The sequence below is a fragment of the Streptomyces sp. NPDC001822 genome (genome assembly GCF_042892135.1).
In the GTDB taxonomy this organism is placed as follows: domain Bacteria; phylum Actinomycetota; class Actinomycetes; order Streptomycetales; family Streptomycetaceae; genus Streptomyces.
This window is the reverse complement of sequence record NZ_JBIATW010000024.1, coordinates 1-18,271: the sequence shown is the minus strand read 5'-3', so window position 1 is coordinate 18,271 and position 18,271 is coordinate 1. Positions and strand designations below refer to the sequence as shown.

At 67.7% G+C, this 18,271-nt stretch carries 14 protein-coding genes and 4 pseudogenes; 9 read left to right on the top strand and 9 right to left on the bottom strand.

Going from position 1 to position 18,271, the window contains the following annotated elements; genetic code table 11:
• Nucleotides 1–18 precede the first annotated feature (18 nt).
• On the bottom strand, nt 19–861 hold the full coding sequence (locus tag ACFYY2_RS33625) for an IS5 family transposase (protein ID WP_388750230.1): 843 nt from the start codon (nt 859–861) through the stop codon (nt 19–21).
• 444 nt (nt 862–1,305) lie between these two features.
• Between ACFYY2_RS33625 and ACFYY2_RS33620 the strand changes: the two genes are divergently transcribed.
• Nucleotides 1,306–2,145 carry an IS5 family transposase gene (locus ACFYY2_RS33620; RefSeq protein ID WP_388750227.1) on the top strand — a complete coding sequence of 280 codons (840 nt, stop codon included), beginning with the start codon at nt 1,306–1,308 and terminating at the stop codon, nt 2,143–2,145.
• A 57-nt stretch (nt 2,146–2,202) separates the two neighbouring features.
• Here ACFYY2_RS33620 and ACFYY2_RS33615 read toward each other — a convergent pair whose 3' ends face one another.
• Both ACFYY2_RS33615 and ACFYY2_RS33610 read right to left on the bottom strand, forming a co-directional pair.
• On the bottom strand, nt 2,203–2,451 hold the full coding sequence (locus ACFYY2_RS33615; protein WP_388750224.1) for a hypothetical protein: 249 nt from the start codon (nt 2,449–2,451) through the stop codon (nt 2,203–2,205).
• Between the two features lie 41 nt (nt 2,452–2,492).
• The gene (locus tag ACFYY2_RS33610; RefSeq protein ID WP_388750221.1) at nt 2,493–3,992 is read right to left on the bottom strand and encodes an NF041680 family putative transposase; all 1,500 of its coding nucleotides are present in this window, start codon (nt 3,990–3,992) and stop codon (nt 2,493–2,495) included.
• Between the two features lie 205 nt (nt 3,993–4,197).
• Between ACFYY2_RS33610 and ACFYY2_RS33605 the strand changes: the two genes are divergently transcribed.
• Nucleotides 4,198–4,605: a hypothetical protein gene (locus ACFYY2_RS33605; RefSeq protein ID WP_388750218.1), complete on the top strand. Its 408-nt coding sequence runs from the start codon at nt 4,198–4,200 to the stop codon at nt 4,603–4,605.
• A 263-nt stretch (nt 4,606–4,868) separates the two neighbouring features.
• Here the strand turns inward: ACFYY2_RS33605 and ACFYY2_RS33600 are convergent, their stop codons facing one another.
• Nucleotides 4,869–5,819 carry a ribosome-inactivating family protein gene (locus ACFYY2_RS33600; protein WP_388750215.1) on the bottom strand — a complete coding sequence of 317 codons (951 nt, stop codon included), beginning with the start codon at nt 5,817–5,819 and terminating at the stop codon, nt 4,869–4,871.
• Nucleotides 5,820–6,237: 418 nt separating this feature from the next.
• Nucleotides 6,238–6,621: a hypothetical protein gene (locus tag ACFYY2_RS33595; RefSeq protein ID WP_388750212.1), complete on the bottom strand. Its 384-nt coding sequence runs from the start codon at nt 6,619–6,621 to the stop codon at nt 6,238–6,240.
• A gap of 310 nt (nt 6,622–6,931) precedes the next feature.
• On the opposite strand from ACFYY2_RS33595, the gene ACFYY2_RS33590 reads away from it, so the two are divergent.
• The 3 genes and pseudogenes from ACFYY2_RS33590 (at nt 6,932) to ACFYY2_RS33580 (ending at nt 9,905) form a co-directional block, all read left to right on the top strand.
• Entirely contained in the window at nt 6,932–7,303 is a 372-nt protein-coding gene (locus ACFYY2_RS33590; RefSeq protein WP_388750211.1) for a ClpX C4-type zinc finger protein, read from the top strand.
• A gap of 347 nt (nt 7,304–7,650) precedes the next feature.
• Nucleotides 7,651–8,695 (top strand): annotated as a pseudogene (locus tag ACFYY2_RS33585) (IS701 family transposase).
• 440 nt (nt 8,696–9,135) lie between these two features.
• Nucleotides 9,136–9,905 (top strand): annotated as a pseudogene (locus ACFYY2_RS33580) (transposase).
• Nucleotides 9,906–10,030: 125 nt separating this feature from the next.
• Here the strand turns inward: ACFYY2_RS33580 and ACFYY2_RS33575 are convergent.
• Together ACFYY2_RS33575 and ACFYY2_RS33570 are read right to left on the bottom strand one after the other, a co-directional pair.
• Nucleotides 10,031–11,319, bottom strand: a pseudogene (locus tag ACFYY2_RS33575) (ISAs1 family transposase).
• Nucleotides 11,320–11,326: 7 nt separating this feature from the next.
• Nucleotides 11,327–11,827 (bottom strand): GNAT family N-acetyltransferase, encoded by a 501-nt coding sequence (locus ACFYY2_RS33570; RefSeq protein WP_388750208.1) that lies wholly within the window; start codon nt 11,825–11,827, stop codon nt 11,327–11,329.
• Nucleotides 11,828–11,965: 138 nt separating this feature from the next.
• Between ACFYY2_RS33570 and ACFYY2_RS33565 the strand changes: the two genes are divergently transcribed.
• Nucleotides 11,966–12,688, top strand: a complete 723-nt coding sequence (locus ACFYY2_RS33565; RefSeq protein ID WP_388750205.1) for an ArsR/SmtB family transcription factor — start codon at nt 11,966–11,968, stop codon at nt 12,686–12,688.
• A 47-nt stretch (nt 12,689–12,735) separates the two neighbouring features.
• Here ACFYY2_RS33565 and ACFYY2_RS33560 read toward each other — a convergent pair.
• Nucleotides 12,736–12,849 (bottom strand): annotated as a pseudogene (locus tag ACFYY2_RS33560) (SAM-dependent methyltransferase); the annotation flags it as partial.
• Between the two features lie 190 nt (nt 12,850–13,039).
• Between ACFYY2_RS33560 and ACFYY2_RS33555 the strand changes: the two are divergent.
• A complete protein-coding gene (locus ACFYY2_RS33555; protein WP_388750202.1) occupies nt 13,040–13,696 on the top strand; it encodes a hypothetical protein in 657 nt (218 codons plus the stop codon).
• Between the two features lie 529 nt (nt 13,697–14,225).
• Here the strand turns inward: ACFYY2_RS33555 and ACFYY2_RS33550 are convergent.
• On the bottom strand, nt 14,226–14,741 hold the full coding sequence (locus ACFYY2_RS33550; protein WP_388750199.1) for a hypothetical protein: 516 nt from the start codon (nt 14,739–14,741) through the stop codon (nt 14,226–14,228).
• A 785-nt stretch (nt 14,742–15,526) separates the two neighbouring features.
• Between ACFYY2_RS33550 and tap the strand changes: the two genes are divergently transcribed.
• Nucleotides 15,527–17,665 (top strand): telomere-associated protein Tap, encoded by a 2,139-nt coding sequence (tap, locus tag ACFYY2_RS33545; protein WP_388750196.1) that lies wholly within the window; start codon nt 15,527–15,529, stop codon nt 17,663–17,665.
• Between the two features lie 4 nt (nt 17,666–17,669).
• Entirely contained in the window at nt 17,670–18,182 is a 513-nt protein-coding gene (tpg, locus tag ACFYY2_RS33540) for a telomere-protecting terminal protein Tpg (RefSeq protein ID WP_388750193.1), read from the top strand.
• The last annotated feature ends 89 nt before the right edge of the window (nt 18,183–18,271 follow it).

The window sequence follows — 18,271 nt, the reverse complement described above, 5'->3', positions numbered from 1 at the left end:
GCCCGACGCTGCCGCCGTTCAGCTGTCGCGCCAGTTGCGGGTTGATTCGCGGGTGAGTCTGCGGCTCATGAGGTCGATCATCGCTATGTTGATCATGGCTTCGGAGCGGTGTGGGTTGGTTTTGTAGTCCCGGGCGAGGCGGCGGTGGTGCATGAGCCAGCCGAAGGTCCGCTCGACGACCCAGCGCCGCGGAATCACCTTGAAACCCTTCTGGGCGGGGTCGCGGCGGATGACTTCGACGTCGATGCCCAGGCGGGCGCCGTGGTCGATGGCCTTGGTGCGGTAGCCGCTGTCGGCCCACGCCTTCGTGACGCGAGGGTGGCCTTCGGCAATGTTCGAGAGCAGGCGGATTCCGCCGACGTTGTCGGAGACACTGGCGGCGGTGGCCAGCACGGCCAGGAGGAGGCCGACGGTGTCGACGCCGATGTGCCGTTTGCGGCCCGCGATCTTCTTGCCCGCGTCGATGCCCTGGCCGGCCGCGGGCACGTTGGCCGAGGTCTTGATGCTCTGGGCGTCGAGGATGCAGGCGCTGGGCTCGGCGTCTCGGCCCTCGGCCTTCCGGACCAGCCGTCGCAGGAGTCCGTTGAGCTGGTCGAAGACGCCGTCCTTCTGCCAGGCGGCGAAGTATCCGTAGACGGTTTCCCACGGGGCGAAGTCGCGTGGCAGATACCGCCACGGGATCCCGGTCCGGTCGACGTAGAGAATGGCGTCCATGATCCGGCGCAGGTCGTGTTCGGGCGGCCGCCCGATGTCCAGGCCCTTCCCTCTGCGTTCCACTCGCCAGGCTGTCAGGGTTGGTTCGAGCAGTTCCCAACGGGCATCGGACAGGTCACTGGGGTACGGCCGTTGTCGGCGAGGCATGTTTCCGTAGTACCGATGGCAGCCGTCCCGACAACAGGGCGCAAACAGGCGCGACCGGGGGCGTGTTGGGATCTGACAGGAGCGAAGGGACCGAAACGGACCCTCGAAGGCCGTCACCCGCCCCATCTGCCACAACAAGCGTCTACCGCCTCAGCCGGCCCGAAGCGGTCCGCTACCTGAACTGCAATGAAGCACCCCTGTCGGGACAAAACGCTCTTTCAGAGGGCGTTTACCCAGCCTTGTTCCGTAATGCGATTTTCATCCCTGCCCCACTTTGAGGGCTTTCAAGGCGTAGGCGGCATGTGTGTCCGGCTTCACCGGGAGGACCTGCGCCCGTCTCGGCAGCTTCTGCTCCTGGAAGTCCGTCTGGTTTGAAAATGACACAGACCCGCCCAGTATCGAGCGGAAGCAAGCCTTCCGGCGTGCTCATGATCCATCTGGGGCGTGAGCCAGCGCAAGCCGTATCCCAGCGATCTGTCCGACGCCCGATGGGCCTTGATCGAGCCGACATTGGCGGCATGGCGAAAAGCCCGGCTCGACCGCAGGCCCACCGGAAAGCCGGCCAAAGTCGAACTGCGCGATGTGTTCAACGCGCTCCTCTACGTGAACCGCACGGGAATCCCCTGGAAGTACCTCCCGCACGACTTCCCGAGCCACGGAACCGTCTACGCCTACTACGCCGCCTGGCGCGACGAGGGAATATTCGCCCAGCTCAACTACGACCTCGTCGGCCTGGCCCGCGTCAAGGAAGGGCGCAAGCCCGAGCCCACCGGATCCGTAATCGACACCCAGAGCGTGAAGACCTCCACCAATGTGCCCCTGACCAGCCAGGGAACCGATGCCGCGAAGAAGATCGTCGGCCGGAAGCGGGGCATCCTCACCGACACGATCGGACTCCTCCTCGCCGTGACCGTCACCGCCGCGAGCCTCTCCGAGAACGCCGTCGGAATCCGCCTCCTCGACCACGCCAAGAAGACCTACCCGACCATCTCCAAGAGCTGGGTCGACACCGGCTTCAAAAACGCCGTCGTCGAGCACGGAGCCAACCTCGGAATCGACGTCGAAGTCGTCAACAGAAAACCAGTAGTTCGCGGATTCCACGTGGTCAAAAGGCGCTGGGTCGTGGAACGCAGTATCGGTTGGCTCATGACGCACCGCCGACTCGCTCGCGACTACGAGACCCTGCCCGCCAGCTCCAAAGCCATGATCCACGTCGCCTCGATCGACAACCTCACCAAGCGCATAACGGACGAGACCACACCCACCTGGCGAGGAACCTACTAGGAGATAAAGGGCAATCCGCCTACATCAAACGCCCTCTCAGCTTGTCGTTTAACTCCGTCAGGGACTGACGTAGTCGCCCCACCAGAAGGTCGCGACGTAGGCCTGTCCAAGTGCCGCTCCGCCTCGACCGCCCCTGACATGGATGACGATCAACGCCAGGACGAACCAGGCTGTGAAGCATCCCGCGACGATCAAAGTCCAGCGAGGGCCCGCGACAATAGCGATGACGATCAAGGCAATGATCGTCAGGGCCAGTCCGATATGGCCGTCACTGATATCCGTGCTGGGCTTGTTGCCGCCTGTCATAGTCCCCCGCTGAAGATCACGCCGTTCTGCGTCAGAGCAGCCTACGGGGCTCTGTCTGCACTGTCAGTGCCGCTTGAACGACGGGGCTTGGTGCCCTTCTTATGGTGAGCGGGGCGGCTGTATGCCTCGCCGGTCGCCAGGACGCGGCCCACGTCATGGCGGATGGCCGGGCGGATGTTCTTTGAGCCCGGTGGTCGCCCTGGCCCGGGCCGGGAGGGTTTAGGTGCACCGGCCGGAGAGCCGGTCTTCGCGCGCAGGTTCCTGAACCCGCGCCGGACGCGGGCGGGGGTGAGTCTGTTCGGCTCGGCCGGCTTCTCCCAGGGCCTGCGGAGGTCGGTGGCCAGCGGTCGAGCGAGCCGGAGCTGGGCGTAGGCGGCGATCACGAGCCAGGTCCACCGGTCGGCCGCCTGCGAACTGCGAAGCCGAGGCTTGGTCCAGCCGAGGGTCTGCTTGAGCAAGCGGAACGTGTGCTCAAGGTCAAAACGCCGGAGGAAGGACTGCCAGCAGCGGTCGACGTCCGCCGTGCTGGCCCCGGTGCCCGACCACCACAGCCAGAGCGGCTTATTCACCCCGCCGGACGGCAGTTTCTCCACGACTAGGCGGATGACGGTGCCTTCGATGAGGGGCAGTGGTCCGTCGTGCTCGATCCAGGCCGCCCGCCGGGTAAGCCTGGGGTGCAGCCGGTCCCATGCCCGCGCGGTCGCCTTGCCGTAGAGGCGGGTGTCGGTGACCGTCACGGCCTGCTCGATGCCCCAAGTGGAGGGGTCGCCGAAGACGAACTCGCCACCGTGCTTGGGCGGCCGGCCGCCAAGGGGGTGGGCCAGGGCGAACTCCCTGCGGGAGGGGGCCGGACGCCGCATCACCCGGTCCGAGCGGAGCCGACCGAGGATCTCGACGGGCAGGCCAGCCAGAAGGTGGGCGATGCGGGGCGCGTCGTAGCCGGCGTCCAGCACGACCAGGACGTGTGGGTCGCCTGGCTTCCACTGGCCTGCCTCGACGAGCTGCTCGACGACCTTGCGGATCTGGACGGCGGTCACCGCGGCGACATCGGCGCCGGGCTCCAGGCGGACCGCGTCCAGCACCGCCGTCCATGACGTGCGGCCAGTCTCCAGCGCGGCCACGATCGAGTACGGCCAGCCGGGCACCATCTGATGTTTGCCCTCACCCCGGCCGAACGTGTGACAAAAGGCCCGGTCAGGGCAGGTGTTGGCATCCGGCCGCAGCCACGGCGAGACGTCTGCGGCCAGCACGATCCGACCGTCCGCAGCCCTCGGCAGCGGCGTCGACACCAGGGCCCGACGCAGCCGGGCGACGTCGATCCACCCCTGATTGAGGCCACCGTAGAGGGCCCCGTGCCCGCGGCGGTGTTCCGGGGCGAGCGCCAGATCGACGAGCGTCCGCACCGGCCCGTCCGTGCACAACAACGCGTCGCATAACTCGAACAGCGCGTCGCCCCGGGCAATCAGACACGCGTACAACTCCGTCCGGAAGCATGACAGTTCCGCGAACGGGTCCCGCAGGACCAGGCACTCCAGACTCATGACCACGGCCTTCGTACTGTTCCTCTGCCTCTGTGACGGAGCAAAGGATCAGGCGGGGGCCGCTCTCACGTCTACTGAACTGCGAAAACACCGACCAAGTTCGAGCCGCGTTCGACGATGGGCCTTAAATGACAAGCTCAGTGCCTGTTTCTGAACCTCCGGCGGCCATCGGCTCGATACGCTCCTACCGACGAGGGAGACGATCGTGACTGTCGAGCCCATCGCGGACCTGCAGGCCGCACTCCAGCAGGCCGTAGCTGAACTGAGCTTCGAGGCGGGGCAACAAGCGGCCACCGATCCGGAGCGGGCGGAGCACCTGATGGCTGTCACCTCTGCGATGGAGGAGACCTTGCAGCGGACCGAGACTCCGCAGAAGTCTGCGGGCTCCGCTCCAGGAACAGACCCCGTGGACGCCGCTCTGCGACTGCTGCACGCGGCCCGCGAAGCGATCGAGACCGCCACCGAGGACAAGACCGCCCGCAGGGTGCGCAGCGGCTCCGATGCTCAGCGCCAGCAAGATGCGATCCGGCGCATCCTCGGCAAGATCAAGGTTGAAGCGGACGACGATGCCCTCGACCCGGCGGTGGTCGACGCTGAACTCGTCGAAGACTGAAGCAGGAAGCAGCCCCCGAAAATGGGGGGACTTCCCCAATTGGGGAAGTCCCCCCATTTTCGGGGGTGGACCACAGGCGCGAGCGCGGTCAGGGCACGTCGCCCTCCCAGCCCCGTGGGCCGTTGGGTCGGCTGAAGGTGGGCCCGTACGAGGCGCGCCCGCCCTGCCCGTACGCGCTGTGCGGGGCGATCAGGGGGTGCTAGTGCCTCCGGCTGGGTGGAGGCACTAGGCCGGGGTTTTGTGGCGGTCGGTGATGACTTCGCTCAGCCAGAGTTGCCCGGGGCGAGCAACATGGCGACGTAGCGAGTCTCATCCTGCCAAGTGGTCACGCGCGTGGTGGCGTTCACCTGGACGGGGGCGGCGGAGGTGCCGTTGGTGATGCTGACGCCGAACCGGGAGAGGGGGCCCCAGTTGTTTTCCAGCGAGTGCTGCAGGTCGCCGATGCCGTGGTAGGTGGCGGATCGGCTCGATGCGATGTCGTTCATAACGCCGAAGACATCGTGGAAGCGAGCGGCTTCGGAGACGAACTGGGTCATGAAGAGGAGCGATCGAGCTGTGGCCGCCGGGTTGGTCCCGTTGTTCGGGCCGTCGACGTAGGCCAGCTGGAAGAAGGAGTTCCAGAGGCCCTGGTAGTTGAACGTCAGGGCGTCCCGGTTGGTCTGGGCGAAGTTCTCAATCTGGGCGTAGTTGCTGTTGTGACGCAGTGTGCCGTACTGGGCGTTCGCCGGGGGGAGCAGGCCTCCGCCCGAGGTGTTCCTCAGGGAGTTCATGGTGGCCTGGAGATTGAAGTCGTTGAACGACCACGTGACGTTGTTCTGCGTGGTGAATCCGCGCAGGTACAGGTTGCCCGGGGAGAGCCAGAGGCGAAGGTGGGCGGCCTGCCCGTTGGCCGGGGGCAGATTGACGTCGACACGAATCAGCGCGGGGACAGTGTCGCCACCGTCGGTCTGCGTGATGCTGGTGCTCCCGCGGTACGTGTGGCCTGCCGCAGCCCTCAGGCTCTCGATGAAGGACCTGTACCGCGCCTGAGCCGACTGGTCGGGGTTAGCTACGGCGTCAAACCAGACGTGTCCGACGTTGCCCCGCGTGTCAGCCTTTGCCGGTCCGATCCCGGAGATGAGGGAAACCGCGGCGATGAGAAGCGCGGCGAAGAGCGACACGAGTCTTACGGGCTTTCGTTGACCGAGTCTCGCGAGCTGTGAGCTGAGGGGCATTGCGTGACTCCTTGGTGCTGGTGAGGCTGTCGGTGACGCCACACACAGATGTATTTGTGTCATCAAATTACCATCTAGATGATGATGATCATCTTAATTTTGGGTGTTGTGGATGTTGAATGCCTCACGTCGTCGCGGATCGCACCCTTCGCGATCGGTTAGGTCCGGTCGATGACCTCCACGCAAGCCGTGCGCTGTGCCCCCTGGAAGCGGACACAGTTGGCCGGCGAAGGAGTCCGATTTGTGATCGCCCGGAAGAGGTGGCTGCCGCGCTGGAGGACGTCAGAGACCGCACGTCCGTCCTGGGGGAAACGATCACCGAGGTGGCCACCCCAGGAGAGATCCTCGGGCGCGTGTGCTCGCTCATCCACTCAGGCTGTCAGCCGGCCCGGTGCGGCACGCCGGATTTGGCCGTTCCTCAGTGGCGGTCGGTGATCTGGACGCAGGCGGTGCGGCGCGAGCCCTGGAAGCGGGCGCAGGTTTTGCCGTCTTTCTGGATGCCGGGTGTGAACGTCGCGACGAGTCGGCCGCCGCGTCGCCTGGCGGTGAGCGTGTAGGCCAGGCCCGAGGGGTGCGTGATGTGCACGGTGGCTGTGGTGCGGTGGCGGGGCGGGTTGGTCCAGGTCGCGCGGACGGTCCCGGGGTTGGTGCTGCCGGGGTCCCCGGTGGTGGAGATGCAGATCTGTTGGCCGGAGAAGTGGTGGGTGCGCCCGGATGCCGCCGCATGTGCGGGAGCGTCCAGGGAGACGGCCAGGGCGAGGCCCGCGACGGCGACGGCCAGGGCGCGGAGGGAGCGGTACATGCTCCGGTCAACGAGCCCGGCCCGGCCGGGGCAACGTCCGGCCGAGCCGGGCTGGCCTGTGGGGGTGCAGCCCGTCGGTCCGGAGGCCATAGCGACGACGAACGCGCCGCGACTCGGGAGCGAGCGCGGCGTTCGTATGGCGTCTCACCCCACGGGGGCAGGGCGGGCAGCGCCTGCCGTGCGGAACTAGGGCTGGCTGCATGGGTCACGGCGGGGTGGGTGGGAGCCATGAGTAGGGAGACTGTCCGTCAGGGTTCCCCTGACGTGACATACCCTGTCAGGGGAACCCTGACAGCTTAGGAAGGTCGTCATGGCAGTCACTGCACAATCCGAGGAACCCACGCACTGTTCCTTCTGCGGCAAGCCGAGTTCCGAGGTCGGCAAGTTGGTCTCGGGGCCCGGCGTCTACATCTGCGACGAGTGCGTGACGCTGGCGGAGCGGATCGTTGCCGATGCGCTCGGGCAGCCCCTCACGCAGGGCATCCACGCCTGGACATCCATGACGGACGTAGAGATGTTGCACCATCTCCCTCGCCTTGCCACGGACATCGACCGAGCCGAGGCTGAGCTGCGCATGTGGGTTCAGGAACTACGGCGCCGCGGAGTGACCTGGACGCGCATCGGCGAAACGTTCGGCATCACTCGTCAGTCCGCGTGGGAGCGCTTCTCCGGCGAGGAGTGACAGGCAGAGGCTTGCACTCGGGTAGGTAACCCTCTCTCCAGAAGAGCGTTGATGCAGGTGCCCGTGAGGGACAGTGCGGGGCGCGGTGACAGATTGCGGCGCCACCCCATCAGCGCGCCCACCTTGAGAACGGGCCAGAATCTGAAACCGTGGCTGACCGCGCTCTAGTACTCCAGCCGGACTTCGGCGTATGTCCTGGTCAACGGCTTGAGCGTGGGGATTTTAGCTGGATGGTGCCGGGTGAGGGGCGGGTTCGTCCGGCCTGTCCCGCGAAGGAGTGACCACGCCGTGTGTAGTGACGGCAGTGGGGACAGCCATCGCATGTGATCGATGACGTACCCGCCTCCGTGTGGGAACAAGAGCTGGAAGAACTCTTCTTGCGGATCGGACACCGCTTCCCGCGCGTCGAGCCCAGACGACGGATGCGGGACTACGTGCGAGGACTGCTCGGGCCCGTGGGGCGCAAGAACTCCTGGCAACTGGCCGAGTTCGCCGGGCACCCTACCCCTGACGGGCTGCAGCACCTCCTGGCGAAGAGCCGCTGGGAAGCCGACGAGATACGCGACGACCTGCACGGATACGTCGCCGAACACCTCGGCACCGACGACGGCATCCTGATCATCGATGACACCGGATTCGTCAAGAAGGGCATCACCTCAGCCGGGGTGCAACGGCAGTACTCCGGCACCGCCGGCCGCACCGAGAACTGCCAGATCGGCGTCTTCGCCGCCTACGCCACCACCCGCGGCCACGCTCTCGTCGATCGCGAGCTCTACCTCCCCAAGTCCTGGACCGACGACCCCGAACGCTGCCGCACAGCCCGCATCCCTGAAAACCGCCCATTCGCGACCAAGAACGAGCTTGCCCGCACCATGGTCCTGCGCGCGCAGGCCGGCCCCCTGCCCGTCACCTGGGTAGCGGCCGATGCCGCCTACGGACAGGACTCCCGCTTCCGACGCTTCCTGGAAGACGCCGGCCTGTCCTACGTCATGGCCGTGCCCAAATCCCAGCAGGTCCACGGCCCCCGCATCGACCACCTCATCGGCCAGGCACCCGACCAGGCATGGCAGCGGCTTTCCTGCGGCGACGGCGCCAAAGGGCGATCTCGTTCAGGTCGCCGGGTGCCGCTGGAAAATCGAGGAGTGCTTCCAGAGCGCGAAGAACGAATGCGGCCTGGACCAGTACGAAGTCCGCCGCTACGTCGGTTGGCACCGGCACATCACCCTCGCCATGCTCGCCCACGCGTTTCTCGCCGTCACCGCCGCCCAAGAGCGCCAAAAGGGGGAGCCGGTCACGACACACCCGACCTCGTGGACCTCACCCCGGCCGAGATCCGCCGTCTACTGGCAACTACCCGCCGACGTCCTGCTCGACAGGGCAACCATGCAATGAACTGGTCGAGATGGCGCCGCCGACACCAGGCCCGGGCCCGCCGCTGTCACTACACACGGCGTGGTCACTCCTTCGCGGGACAGGCCGGGCGAACCCGCCCCTCACCCGGCACCATCCAGCTAAATCCCCACGCTCAAGCCGTTGACCAGGACATACGCCGAAGTCCGGCTGGAGTACTACGACGTACAGGAGGGCATCGTTGGACCCGAACCCCACCTGCTGCCTCTGCCTTCTGATCATCGATCTGGATCAGGACAGGGCTGCAACCGCGCTTATCTTTGGGGCCGTTGACCCGGAGCGAGGCGGTCATGTGCGACAGAAGGCCTACTCGCACTCAAACTGTCTGCGTAAGCGAGTCGACCCGAGCATCGACCTCTGGTGGGAGCTTTGAAACCCGGTTGAACTCCACAGTCGCCGGTTTCCAATGCGATGATCTTGCTGTGGCTGGTGTGATCACGGCGTCGGAGCCTTCCTGGATAGCCCCGTTCACGGGGCTGAGCCCGCGTATCTTCGGCAAGTTGGTGACGGCGCTGCGCCGCGAGGGTGCGGATCCGGTTCGTGTAAGGGCCGCCCGTGGTCTCTTCCGCTGGAGGACCGGGTACTGCTGGTGGCGGCGTACTGGCGCACGAACCTGACGTTGCGCCAGCTCGCTCCGCTCTTCAGTATCTCGAAGTCCGCGGCCGACCGCATCATCGACCACCTCGGCCCGGCGCTCGCGCTGCGGCCCCGCAAGCGGTTCCGCAAGGACACGGTGCTCATCGTGGACGGCACTCTGGTGCCCACCCATGACCACACCATTGCTGAGCAGTCCAAGAACTACCGGTACTCCACGAACCACCAGGTCGTCATCGACGCCGACACCCGGCTCGTCGTGGCGGTCGGCCGGCCCCTGCCCGGCAACCGCAACGACTGCAAGGCGTGGGAGGAGTCCGGCGCGAAGGCCGCCGTCGGCAAGACCATGACGATCGCCGACGGCGGCTACCCGGGCAGCGGGCTCGTGATGCCCTACCGTCGGCGCAAAGGCGAAGACCTGCCCGACTGGAAGCAGAGCCACAACAAGTCCCACAAACAGGTCCGCGCCCGTGTCGAGCACGTTTTCGCCCGCATGAAGACCTGGAAGATCCTCCGCGACTGCCGCCTCCGGGGCGACGGTGTCCACCACGCCATGCTCGGAATCGCCCGCCTGCGCAACCTCAACCTCGCCGGATAGACAAGCGGTCGGACTCGTCACCGTCCACGCCCACACCAATCAGAGATCATTTACGGGACAGGTCTTACGAGCTCGTGCACGGTTAGCGGCAGGGCCCCGGGGAGAGTCGCGTTCGCCCGGTTTGATCATGGAATTCCGTGGAGGGTGAGGGTGGTTGCGGGGTGGGTGTGGGCTCGTCGGCCGCTGGCGATGTTGGCCCATCCGGAGCGGTGGAGGGTGGCGCGGGCGAGATCGCGCAGGGCGCTCATGACCGCGGGGGTGTGGTGGCGGCGGAACTGGCTGGCGTCTTCGGCGAAGGTCACGTCTTTGGTCCAGTGGACGGTGTTCTCGATGATCCAGTGGCCGCGTGCCCAGGCGGCGATCTCAGCGGGAGACGCTTGGTGTGCCGCGAGATCGGTGACGGCGTAGACAGTCTCGGTCTGCCACTTCGATGTGCCGGTTCGACGGCGTTTTCGGTGGATGCGAACAACCTGGCGGGCATGGGGAACAGCAGGCCGTCCACGCTCACGACCTTCACCTCGCGGACCTCGTCCCGGCCTTGTCCGCGGTTGCGGGAGCGGTTGAGGATCGGTGCCTGTTTCCAGGGCAGATTCGTCAACTGGTGAGCCAGGGTGGGCTGGTTGTTCTTCACCGACAGCAGGTAGTGCGCCCTTCGGTCCTCGACGAGGTAACGGGCGTGGCTCGTCTGGGCGTGCAGGGCGTCGACGGTGACTACGGAGCCGGTCAGGTCCTGATCATCGAGGGTGTCCAGCAGCGGAGCGAACTCGGGTATCTCGTTGGTCTTCGCGCCGATCTCGCGCAGAGCGGCAGTCAACGCATCGTGGTGGCGCACTGCGGTCAGGACGAAAACGCGGCTGCCGTCCGCGCGGACTGCTCCGCGCAGGCATTTGCCGTCCACGGCGAAGACTGAGCGACGCGGTCGCGGCCGATCCGTCTCGCGTCGGGCGGTGCGGTGGGCGCGGCGCGCTGCTCGCGCTCGACGGTCCCGTCCGGGGCTGTCGAGCTGACCGGGCGGGGGCTGGAGTGAGGTGAGCCTGGTGAAACCGGCGGCGGTGAGTAGCGCGGCGTCGAGGCGGGCGAACACGTCACGCAGCGTGCGCTCGCCGGGCGCCTTGAAGCGTCCGGTGAAGGGATCGAAGGGGCAGCCCAGCCGGGCCAGGACATCCTGGTCGCAGCGGCGTACCCACTCCGCGATGGCGGTCAGGGAGTTGTGGCCGGCACTGGTGAGAGCACACACTCCGACCGCGAGCAACGTCGCCAGCCGGAACCGCACGCCGTGCGGATTACGCGGATCGGGCACCCGGGCCAGCGCGTCGAGCAGCCCGGGCGGCACCATGACCTCGGGCCGTGACACCGCAGACGCGGCCTGTGGCAGGAGCGGAGCGCACGGAACAGGCGATGGCGCAACGAGCACGGCGACCTTACCGGGACCGAACTGATGCGCCGCTCGGTGCGGTGAGTTCTTTGGTCATGAAGACGCGGCTGGTGCCCGGCGGGTCGCAGGGCACCTCTCCCAGATGCTTCCACCCGTGCTTCTGGTAAAAGCCGGGGGCCTGGAAGGTGATCGTGTAGAGCACGGCTGTGCGGCAGCCGCGGGCACGGGCCTCGTCCTCGGCCTGTCGGAGGATCTGTGTTCCCAGCCCGCTGCCACGCAGCCGGGGCGGCAGGTAGAAGAGGTCGAGGAAAAACAGCCCGAGCGAGGTACGCCCCGTCAGCCCGCCCACCGCTTGGCGCGTTGCGGGATCACGGACCAGGACGGCCAGAGGTCTGCGGTCGGCGATTCCCGTCTGTTCGATGTTGAGGCGGTCCAGCGCGTCGGAGATTGCCGCGACGTCCTGCGGGGTGGGGGCGTCGGTGAGCACGAAGCCCGTCCAGGGTTCAAGCTGGTGGGAGCCGGTGACGGCAGTGTCGGACGAAGTCATGGTTACTCCAGTGCGTGAGCGGAGGCGGTTCGGCCCCGCAGGCGGGGGCGGGTGCGGGTGCGGAGACGGTGAGCCCGGCGCACGTGCCGACGCTAGGACGTGGATGCTTCGACAGCCGTCGAAGAGACGTCGGCGACAATGGACACCGTGGACATTCAGCGCGCAGGCCAGGACGTGGGGGTGGACCTGGCAGGGGTGGCGAAACTGCTGGCCGACGGCACCCGTGCCGCCTTCTGCCTGGCGCTGCTCGACGGCCGGGCGTGGACGGCGAACGAGCTCGCGCGTTACGCCGGCATCGCACCGTCCACCGCGACCTCACACCTGAACCTGCTCGTGAACAGCGGACTCCTCGTCGAGGAGCGACACGGACGCCACCGCTACGTACGGGTGACCGACCGCAGAGTGGTCGAACTCATCGAGAGCCTCGCCGCACTGGCCCCACAGCACAACGCCCGGCCACGTTCACTGTCGGCCTCCGGCCGACAACAGGCACTGGCCCGCGCCCGGCTGTGCTACGACCACCTGGCCGGAACCGTCGCGCTGGCCATCACCGACGCTATGGTCGAGCGCGGACTGCTGAGGTGGGGACCCGAGCCGGGCCTGACCAGCAAGGGTGCCCTCTGGCTTGCCGAGACCGGCATCACGGTGCCCACCGGCTCACGCCGAACACCGGTACGCGCATGCCTCGACTGGACCGAGCGCCGTCCCCACCTGGCCGGCGCCGTGGGCGCCGCCTTGTGCGCCCACGCACTCGCCACCGGATGGATGACGCGCATCGGCACCACCCGCGCCCTCCTCGTGACACCCGCAGGACGCGAGGCGTGGCACGACCACCTCGGCCTGCCGCCGACTGAACTCTGATCCTGAACCGGGCCGGACCACACGTGATCAAGCCGGGCGAACAGGACTCTCCCCGGGGCCCTGCGTGCCACCCCGAGGTATGCCTCGAGGTCGCGGCGGTCGGGGTTGAGCGCGTCATGGATTGCAGCGAGCCGTGGATGTCCAAAGCACTCGTCAGCCATGCGGCCGACGGTATGAGGTTCGGGCCCCGCGGTTACAAGGGGGGAGGGGTGTGACAACCGGTTTCACGCTCACCGTCCTTTGCCGACGGACGCGGGGATACGGAGGCGGACCGGGCTTGAGCGATCGCCCCCTGGCCAGGTGAGTATGTGTGCTCACGCGCCGGGCTCGGCGTGATCGGAGACTGGGCGCATGACCCGAACCCACTGCTCCATCGATACGTTCGTTCGCTCCTCGCGCCAACCGCGACTCACCCTGGCCCTGACGGTCCTTGCGGTGCTGGCACTCGGCGCCTGCGGCACAGCGAAGGCCACCGGCGGCGGCGAGTCGGCCTTGACCGCGGTGGCCACGGCTGCCGCGCCCGCGAAGCCCATGGGAAGCCTGTCCTCTCCGGCCCTCGCCGAGATACAGGAGTACATCGCACAGACCTGCCCGGCCCCGGGAACCCCCCAGGAGAGGCCGCCGAACCCGCAGCCGGCTCCTACCGATGAGGAGGCTCCGGCCGGCATGGTCGAGCCGGTGATGCCCACGGCGGGTCCGGAAGTGGAGCTGAACGCGCGCGACTGGTGCGCGAGCAACCTTCACGAGGAGCGCATCTACGTGGCCCTCCAAGAGCTGACGGACCCCACCCCGGCCAAGGTCAGGGCGGCCCTGAAAGGCCTCGGCTACCCCGACGAGCGCGTCCACGACCTCAAGCAGTCCGGTGCGACCACGCAGTTCTTCCTCGACCTGCGCGAGAACGGCGGACGGCTCTGCCTGGAGGGTTCGGTGGGTGGCGAGGAGCCCGTCCTGGACAAGTGCGTGGCCCCCGCGACCGGCCCGTTCACGGCCGGGAGGACCGAGCACTGACCAGCCCCGTACCGACCCGAGGCCCGTGATCTGTTCGTCGACCGGTCGTCCGCATCGCCTGCACGATCCTTCCGGCGCTGTACGGCCGTCTTGCTCGGGGGAGCATGTCCCCCTGGCTGATCTCGCTTCGCGTGCGGCGTTGTTCCCGGGTGCGGGTTGGTGACAGCCACAACAGCTCTGAGTCTCAGGTGGCATCAGTGCCAGGACCGTAGTGGCTGTCCAACTTCCCTGGCAATCGATCCATGTTCAGTGGCAGAGGACAGTCGCAGTTGTGACCGAGGATCGTAGTTGGCGGGTGATGCTCTCTTCGGTGCAGGTCGTCGGCAGGTGGAGGGAACTGGTTGGCGGATCTTGAGGGCGATAGTTGGCGGGCTGGAATCCGTCTTGGTCACGATGCGTGACTGATGGTGGCGATCACCTGTCTGGCGTGTCCCGAGCCGGGGGCGGTGGGCGCCCGAGTCGGGTAGTCGTCCGAGCACGGTAGTAGGCCTCACTGGACAATTCCGATGCACGACCACAGATCGGTTGCTCAGAGCAAGGAGTCCCAGAGGACCTCTTCCGGGTCATGTTCTTCTGGGTGGAGCATGCAGCGTCTGCAGCGCAGGAGTCCTGGTTCGTTAGTGCCCGAGGCGGCGCTCATCCACGGCAGGGCCTCCATGGCGTGTGCGCGTTCGTTGTCGGCGAGGGTGTCGACGGCCCGGCGGAGATCCTCCGGTGCGGATTGGTCGGTGAGGCAGAGCCAGCCGACCGCCGCCGACAGACGGGCTTCGGGGGCCTCCGCTCGGTCGTGCCACCGTTCGCGCAGCCACGCGACAGTCGGCGGGTGCGGGTGGGCCCGGGTGATCTCGGCGGCGGCCAGGAGCAGGGCGGCGCGGACCATGGCGTCGCCTTCGGTGGCGAATCCGTTGGCCAAGGCAGTCCGGATGGTGTGGGCGGGGTCGGCGGCGGTCGCCAGGACGTAGGCGGCGTCGACGCGGACGGTGGGGTCGGAGTCTCCAAGAAGGGGCAGGAGCGCGGTGGTGATCGCGGCTCGGGCGGCGGCCACCGACCAGCCCCGTGGTGTCTGGCACGGGCGGGGCCGGAGAGGACTGCGAGGGCGGCGGTGCGGTGTGGGTGGTGGGCGTTGATGGCGAGGGGAATGAGGAACGGCACGGCAAGGGCAGCGGCGGCCCGGCTGTCGTCGGCGCACAGGCCCCACAGCACACCCGTCGCGTCCACGACCGGTTCGCCGCCAGCGCGCAGGAGGGAAACCGCCTCCCGGACGTCGTACCCATGGGGGAAGTTACCCCACGGGACCAAGTCCAAGGCCTGTCGAGGCTCGGGCAGGATGCTGGCCACCGCCGCCCGCACGTCGAACGGACCCCCCGAGAACGAGGCCAGGTCCGCCCCGTCCGTCACTTTCCGACACATCTCGAACGTCGGGTCGGTCCGCCAGTCCACGTCACACCCCAACCGTCGAATCCCCGGAACTTGATCATGGCTGGCCCGGCGGCCCACCGGAAGCCTCTCGGCGGTGATCCAGCGGCTCGTACGGGGCCACCCATCATGCACAGGGGCCAGCCGGAATGCTCAAGGGCCACCTGCCGAGCTCAGTCACAGGTAGGCACAGGCTAGCTGCAACGCTCAAGAGCCAGCGAGAGCGCCAAGTCTCAACGACGCGGCGTTACCGAAGCAAGATCCGCCAACTACTGCGCTCGTCCGCCAAGTAAAAATCTCGGTCGCAGCAGTTCCGCAGATGCTGCGCGCCCATTCCCACCCATAGTTTGATTGAGTTAAAAAATGGGCTAACTCGGAGGATAAATTCTGCTAGTGTTCAGGAAGGAGGTAGTGATGGCATCCGAGGAAGAGCTGTTCGCGAACATCGACGCCCTGCTGGAGGAGGAGCCGCAGCTCCCGCCGCCGGCGGAGCGGGCCCGGCTGCGTGAGGCCGCCGGTATCACCCAGGCCCGCCTCGCGCAGGCGTTGAAGTCGACGACGCAGACGGTGAAGAACTACGAGAACGGCCGCTCCGAGCCGAAGTCGCCGCGCCTGGAGGCGTACCAGCGGCTGCTGAACGGGTGGGCGGCGAAGTACCCCGCCCACGGGGCTCCCGCCGCCCCGGCCCCGGCGGGTGTGCCGCAGCCGCCGGTCTCGCAGACGTTCACCGGCCCGGCCGCCCCCGAACCGCGGACGGAGAGCGCCGCACCCGTGGACGCTCCGACCGCTCCGGCCGCGCTCGTCGCGGCGGCACCTGTCGCTCCGGTCGCGCGTCCGGCGACGGCAGCGCGCCGTCCGGCCGTGAAGAAGGCTGCAAAGCCCGTGACCGACCCGCGGTTCCCGCACGGACCGCTCGCCATCTTGGACGGCGATGGCTCCGCCTACGGCACGGACGGGATCGTGCTGGACTGCCCGGCCACCACCGTGCCGCAACTGGTGGAGTGGACACTCAAGGAGTCCGGTCTCGGCGCCGGCAAGCTCAACCGGTACGGCAAGGACTCCGACCCGCTGGTCGTGCTCACCGCGTCGGCCGCAGTGAGGCTCGGGCTGCCGGAGCGCCTGGAGGGACATGAGCAGCGCCGCTCCCTGCGCCTGCCCGAGGACCACCCGGTGGTCAAGCAGGTGGTCAAGGCGAAGTGGCAGCTCACCCAGCGCGGCTTCGGCCCATGGGCTCGGATCTACCGCAAAGCGCAGGGCCGCGACCGGCAGTGCGTGCAGCTCGCGATCCTGTCCTGGGAGGCCCTCGATGTGCGGTCCTGGCCCGGTGTCGCGGAGATGGAGCCGGCCGACATCGCCCGCGTCCTCGGGGTGTACGCCCAGCGGGTCACCACCCCGCGCGGCTCCACCGCCGTCTCCGGCCTCGAGCTGATGACCGCGCTGCGCCCGCCGACCCGTGCCGTGCAGGACCCGCAGACCGGGAACTGGGTGTCCGGCCACAACCCAGGCTCTCTGGGCACACAGCCGGTGGACCCGGCGCCGCCGGAGGCCACCGCCGAGCACCCCGTCGTCGTGAACTCCGGCTGGACCGGCGGTTTCCTCAACGAGGAGGCCTACCAGTGGGTGCGGTCGGTGGACACGCTCTCGGATGAGGAGTGCACGCTGCCCTTCGCGGTCGGCCTGGACCTGAACACCGCGTTCCTCGCGGCCGCGGCCCGCCTGGTCGTCGGCCTGTCCGCCCCCGACCACTTCCACCACCCGACGTTCAACCCGAAGATCCCCGGATCCTGGCTCGTCGACCTCTCCCACATCGACCTGGACCCCCGCCTGCCCTCCCCGTTCACCCCCGACGGCACACCCCCCACAGAACCCGCCTGGTACCAGACGCACACCCTCGCCTACGCCCAGGAGCTCGGGCACGACGTGCACCCGATCGAGGCGTACCTGCGCCGGGAGACCGGCGCGTACCTGGACCCCTGGCACGACCGGCTGCGCACCGCGTACGTCGACACCCTCGCCGACCTCGGTGTCACCAAGGACCTGTCGGACGCCGAGTTCCTCGCCGCGATGGAGCAGCACAAGCAGGCCGATCCGGCGCTGGCTGCCGTCCTGGCGGCGATCAAGGCGACCGTGAAGGGCGGGGTCGGCAAGCTCCGTGAGCGCCCCCAGGGCAAGTCCTACAAGCAGGGTGAGACGTGGCCGGCCCTGGCGCGGCCGACATGGCGTCCGGACATCCGGGCCGCGGTCATCTCCAAGGCCCGGGTCAACATGCACCGCAAGCTGAACAACATGGTCAAGCTGACCGGCCTGTACCCGCTGGCCGTGCTCTCGGACTGCGTCGTCTACCCCAGCCCGGGTGAATCGCCTCTGGACTTCCTTCCCTACGCCACCTCCGGGAAGCCGCAGCCGGGCGGGTTCCGCCTCGGTCCGACCCCGGGCCTGGCGAAGCTGGAGGGCGTGCAGTCGATGCTGTGGGCGGTCGACCTGATGGAGAAGGGCCTGAACCCGGCCCGCCACATCAAGGGCGGCGACGCCGTCCTGGACGAAGGGGAGTAGCGCCATGGGGGAGATCGACGACGCGATCGAGCGGGCCGACCGCGAGGCGTTCACCAAGGACCCGCCCAAGACCCTCAAGGGCCAGATCGGGTTTTTGCTCAAGCAGTTCGGCAGCGCGAAGGCGGTGGCGCAGGAGCTCGGGGTTACCGCCGACAGTGTGAACCGCTACCGGCGCGGCGCCCGCAAGCACGCCCGTGCTGATGTCGCCGCGAAAATCGACGACGCGGTACGGCAGCGGTGGCAGCCCCTGGTGCGCAAGCGCCGGCAGAAGCAGGCCGCCGCCTCGGGCGGCATCACCGTGGAGACGAGGGCCCGGTTCGGCTACTCAGCTGCGGTCGGCACGACGGACGACGGACGCTTCCGGCGACTCACCGTGCACCTTCCACCCGCCTACGCACAACGTCTCTTCGACGCCCGCAACACCGGCGCCAGCGACCAGCAGATGCGCACAATCATCGCCGAAGGCTTCAAAGAAGTGTATTTCCAGGACGGCGGCAGCCGCGCTATGGGGCTGTGAGTGGGCGTGTTAGTGGCAGGGGTTGTGCGTCAGCGGTGTTCGGTTGTTGATTGCCTGGTTATGCGCTGTGGATGTGTGCTGGTCTGCTG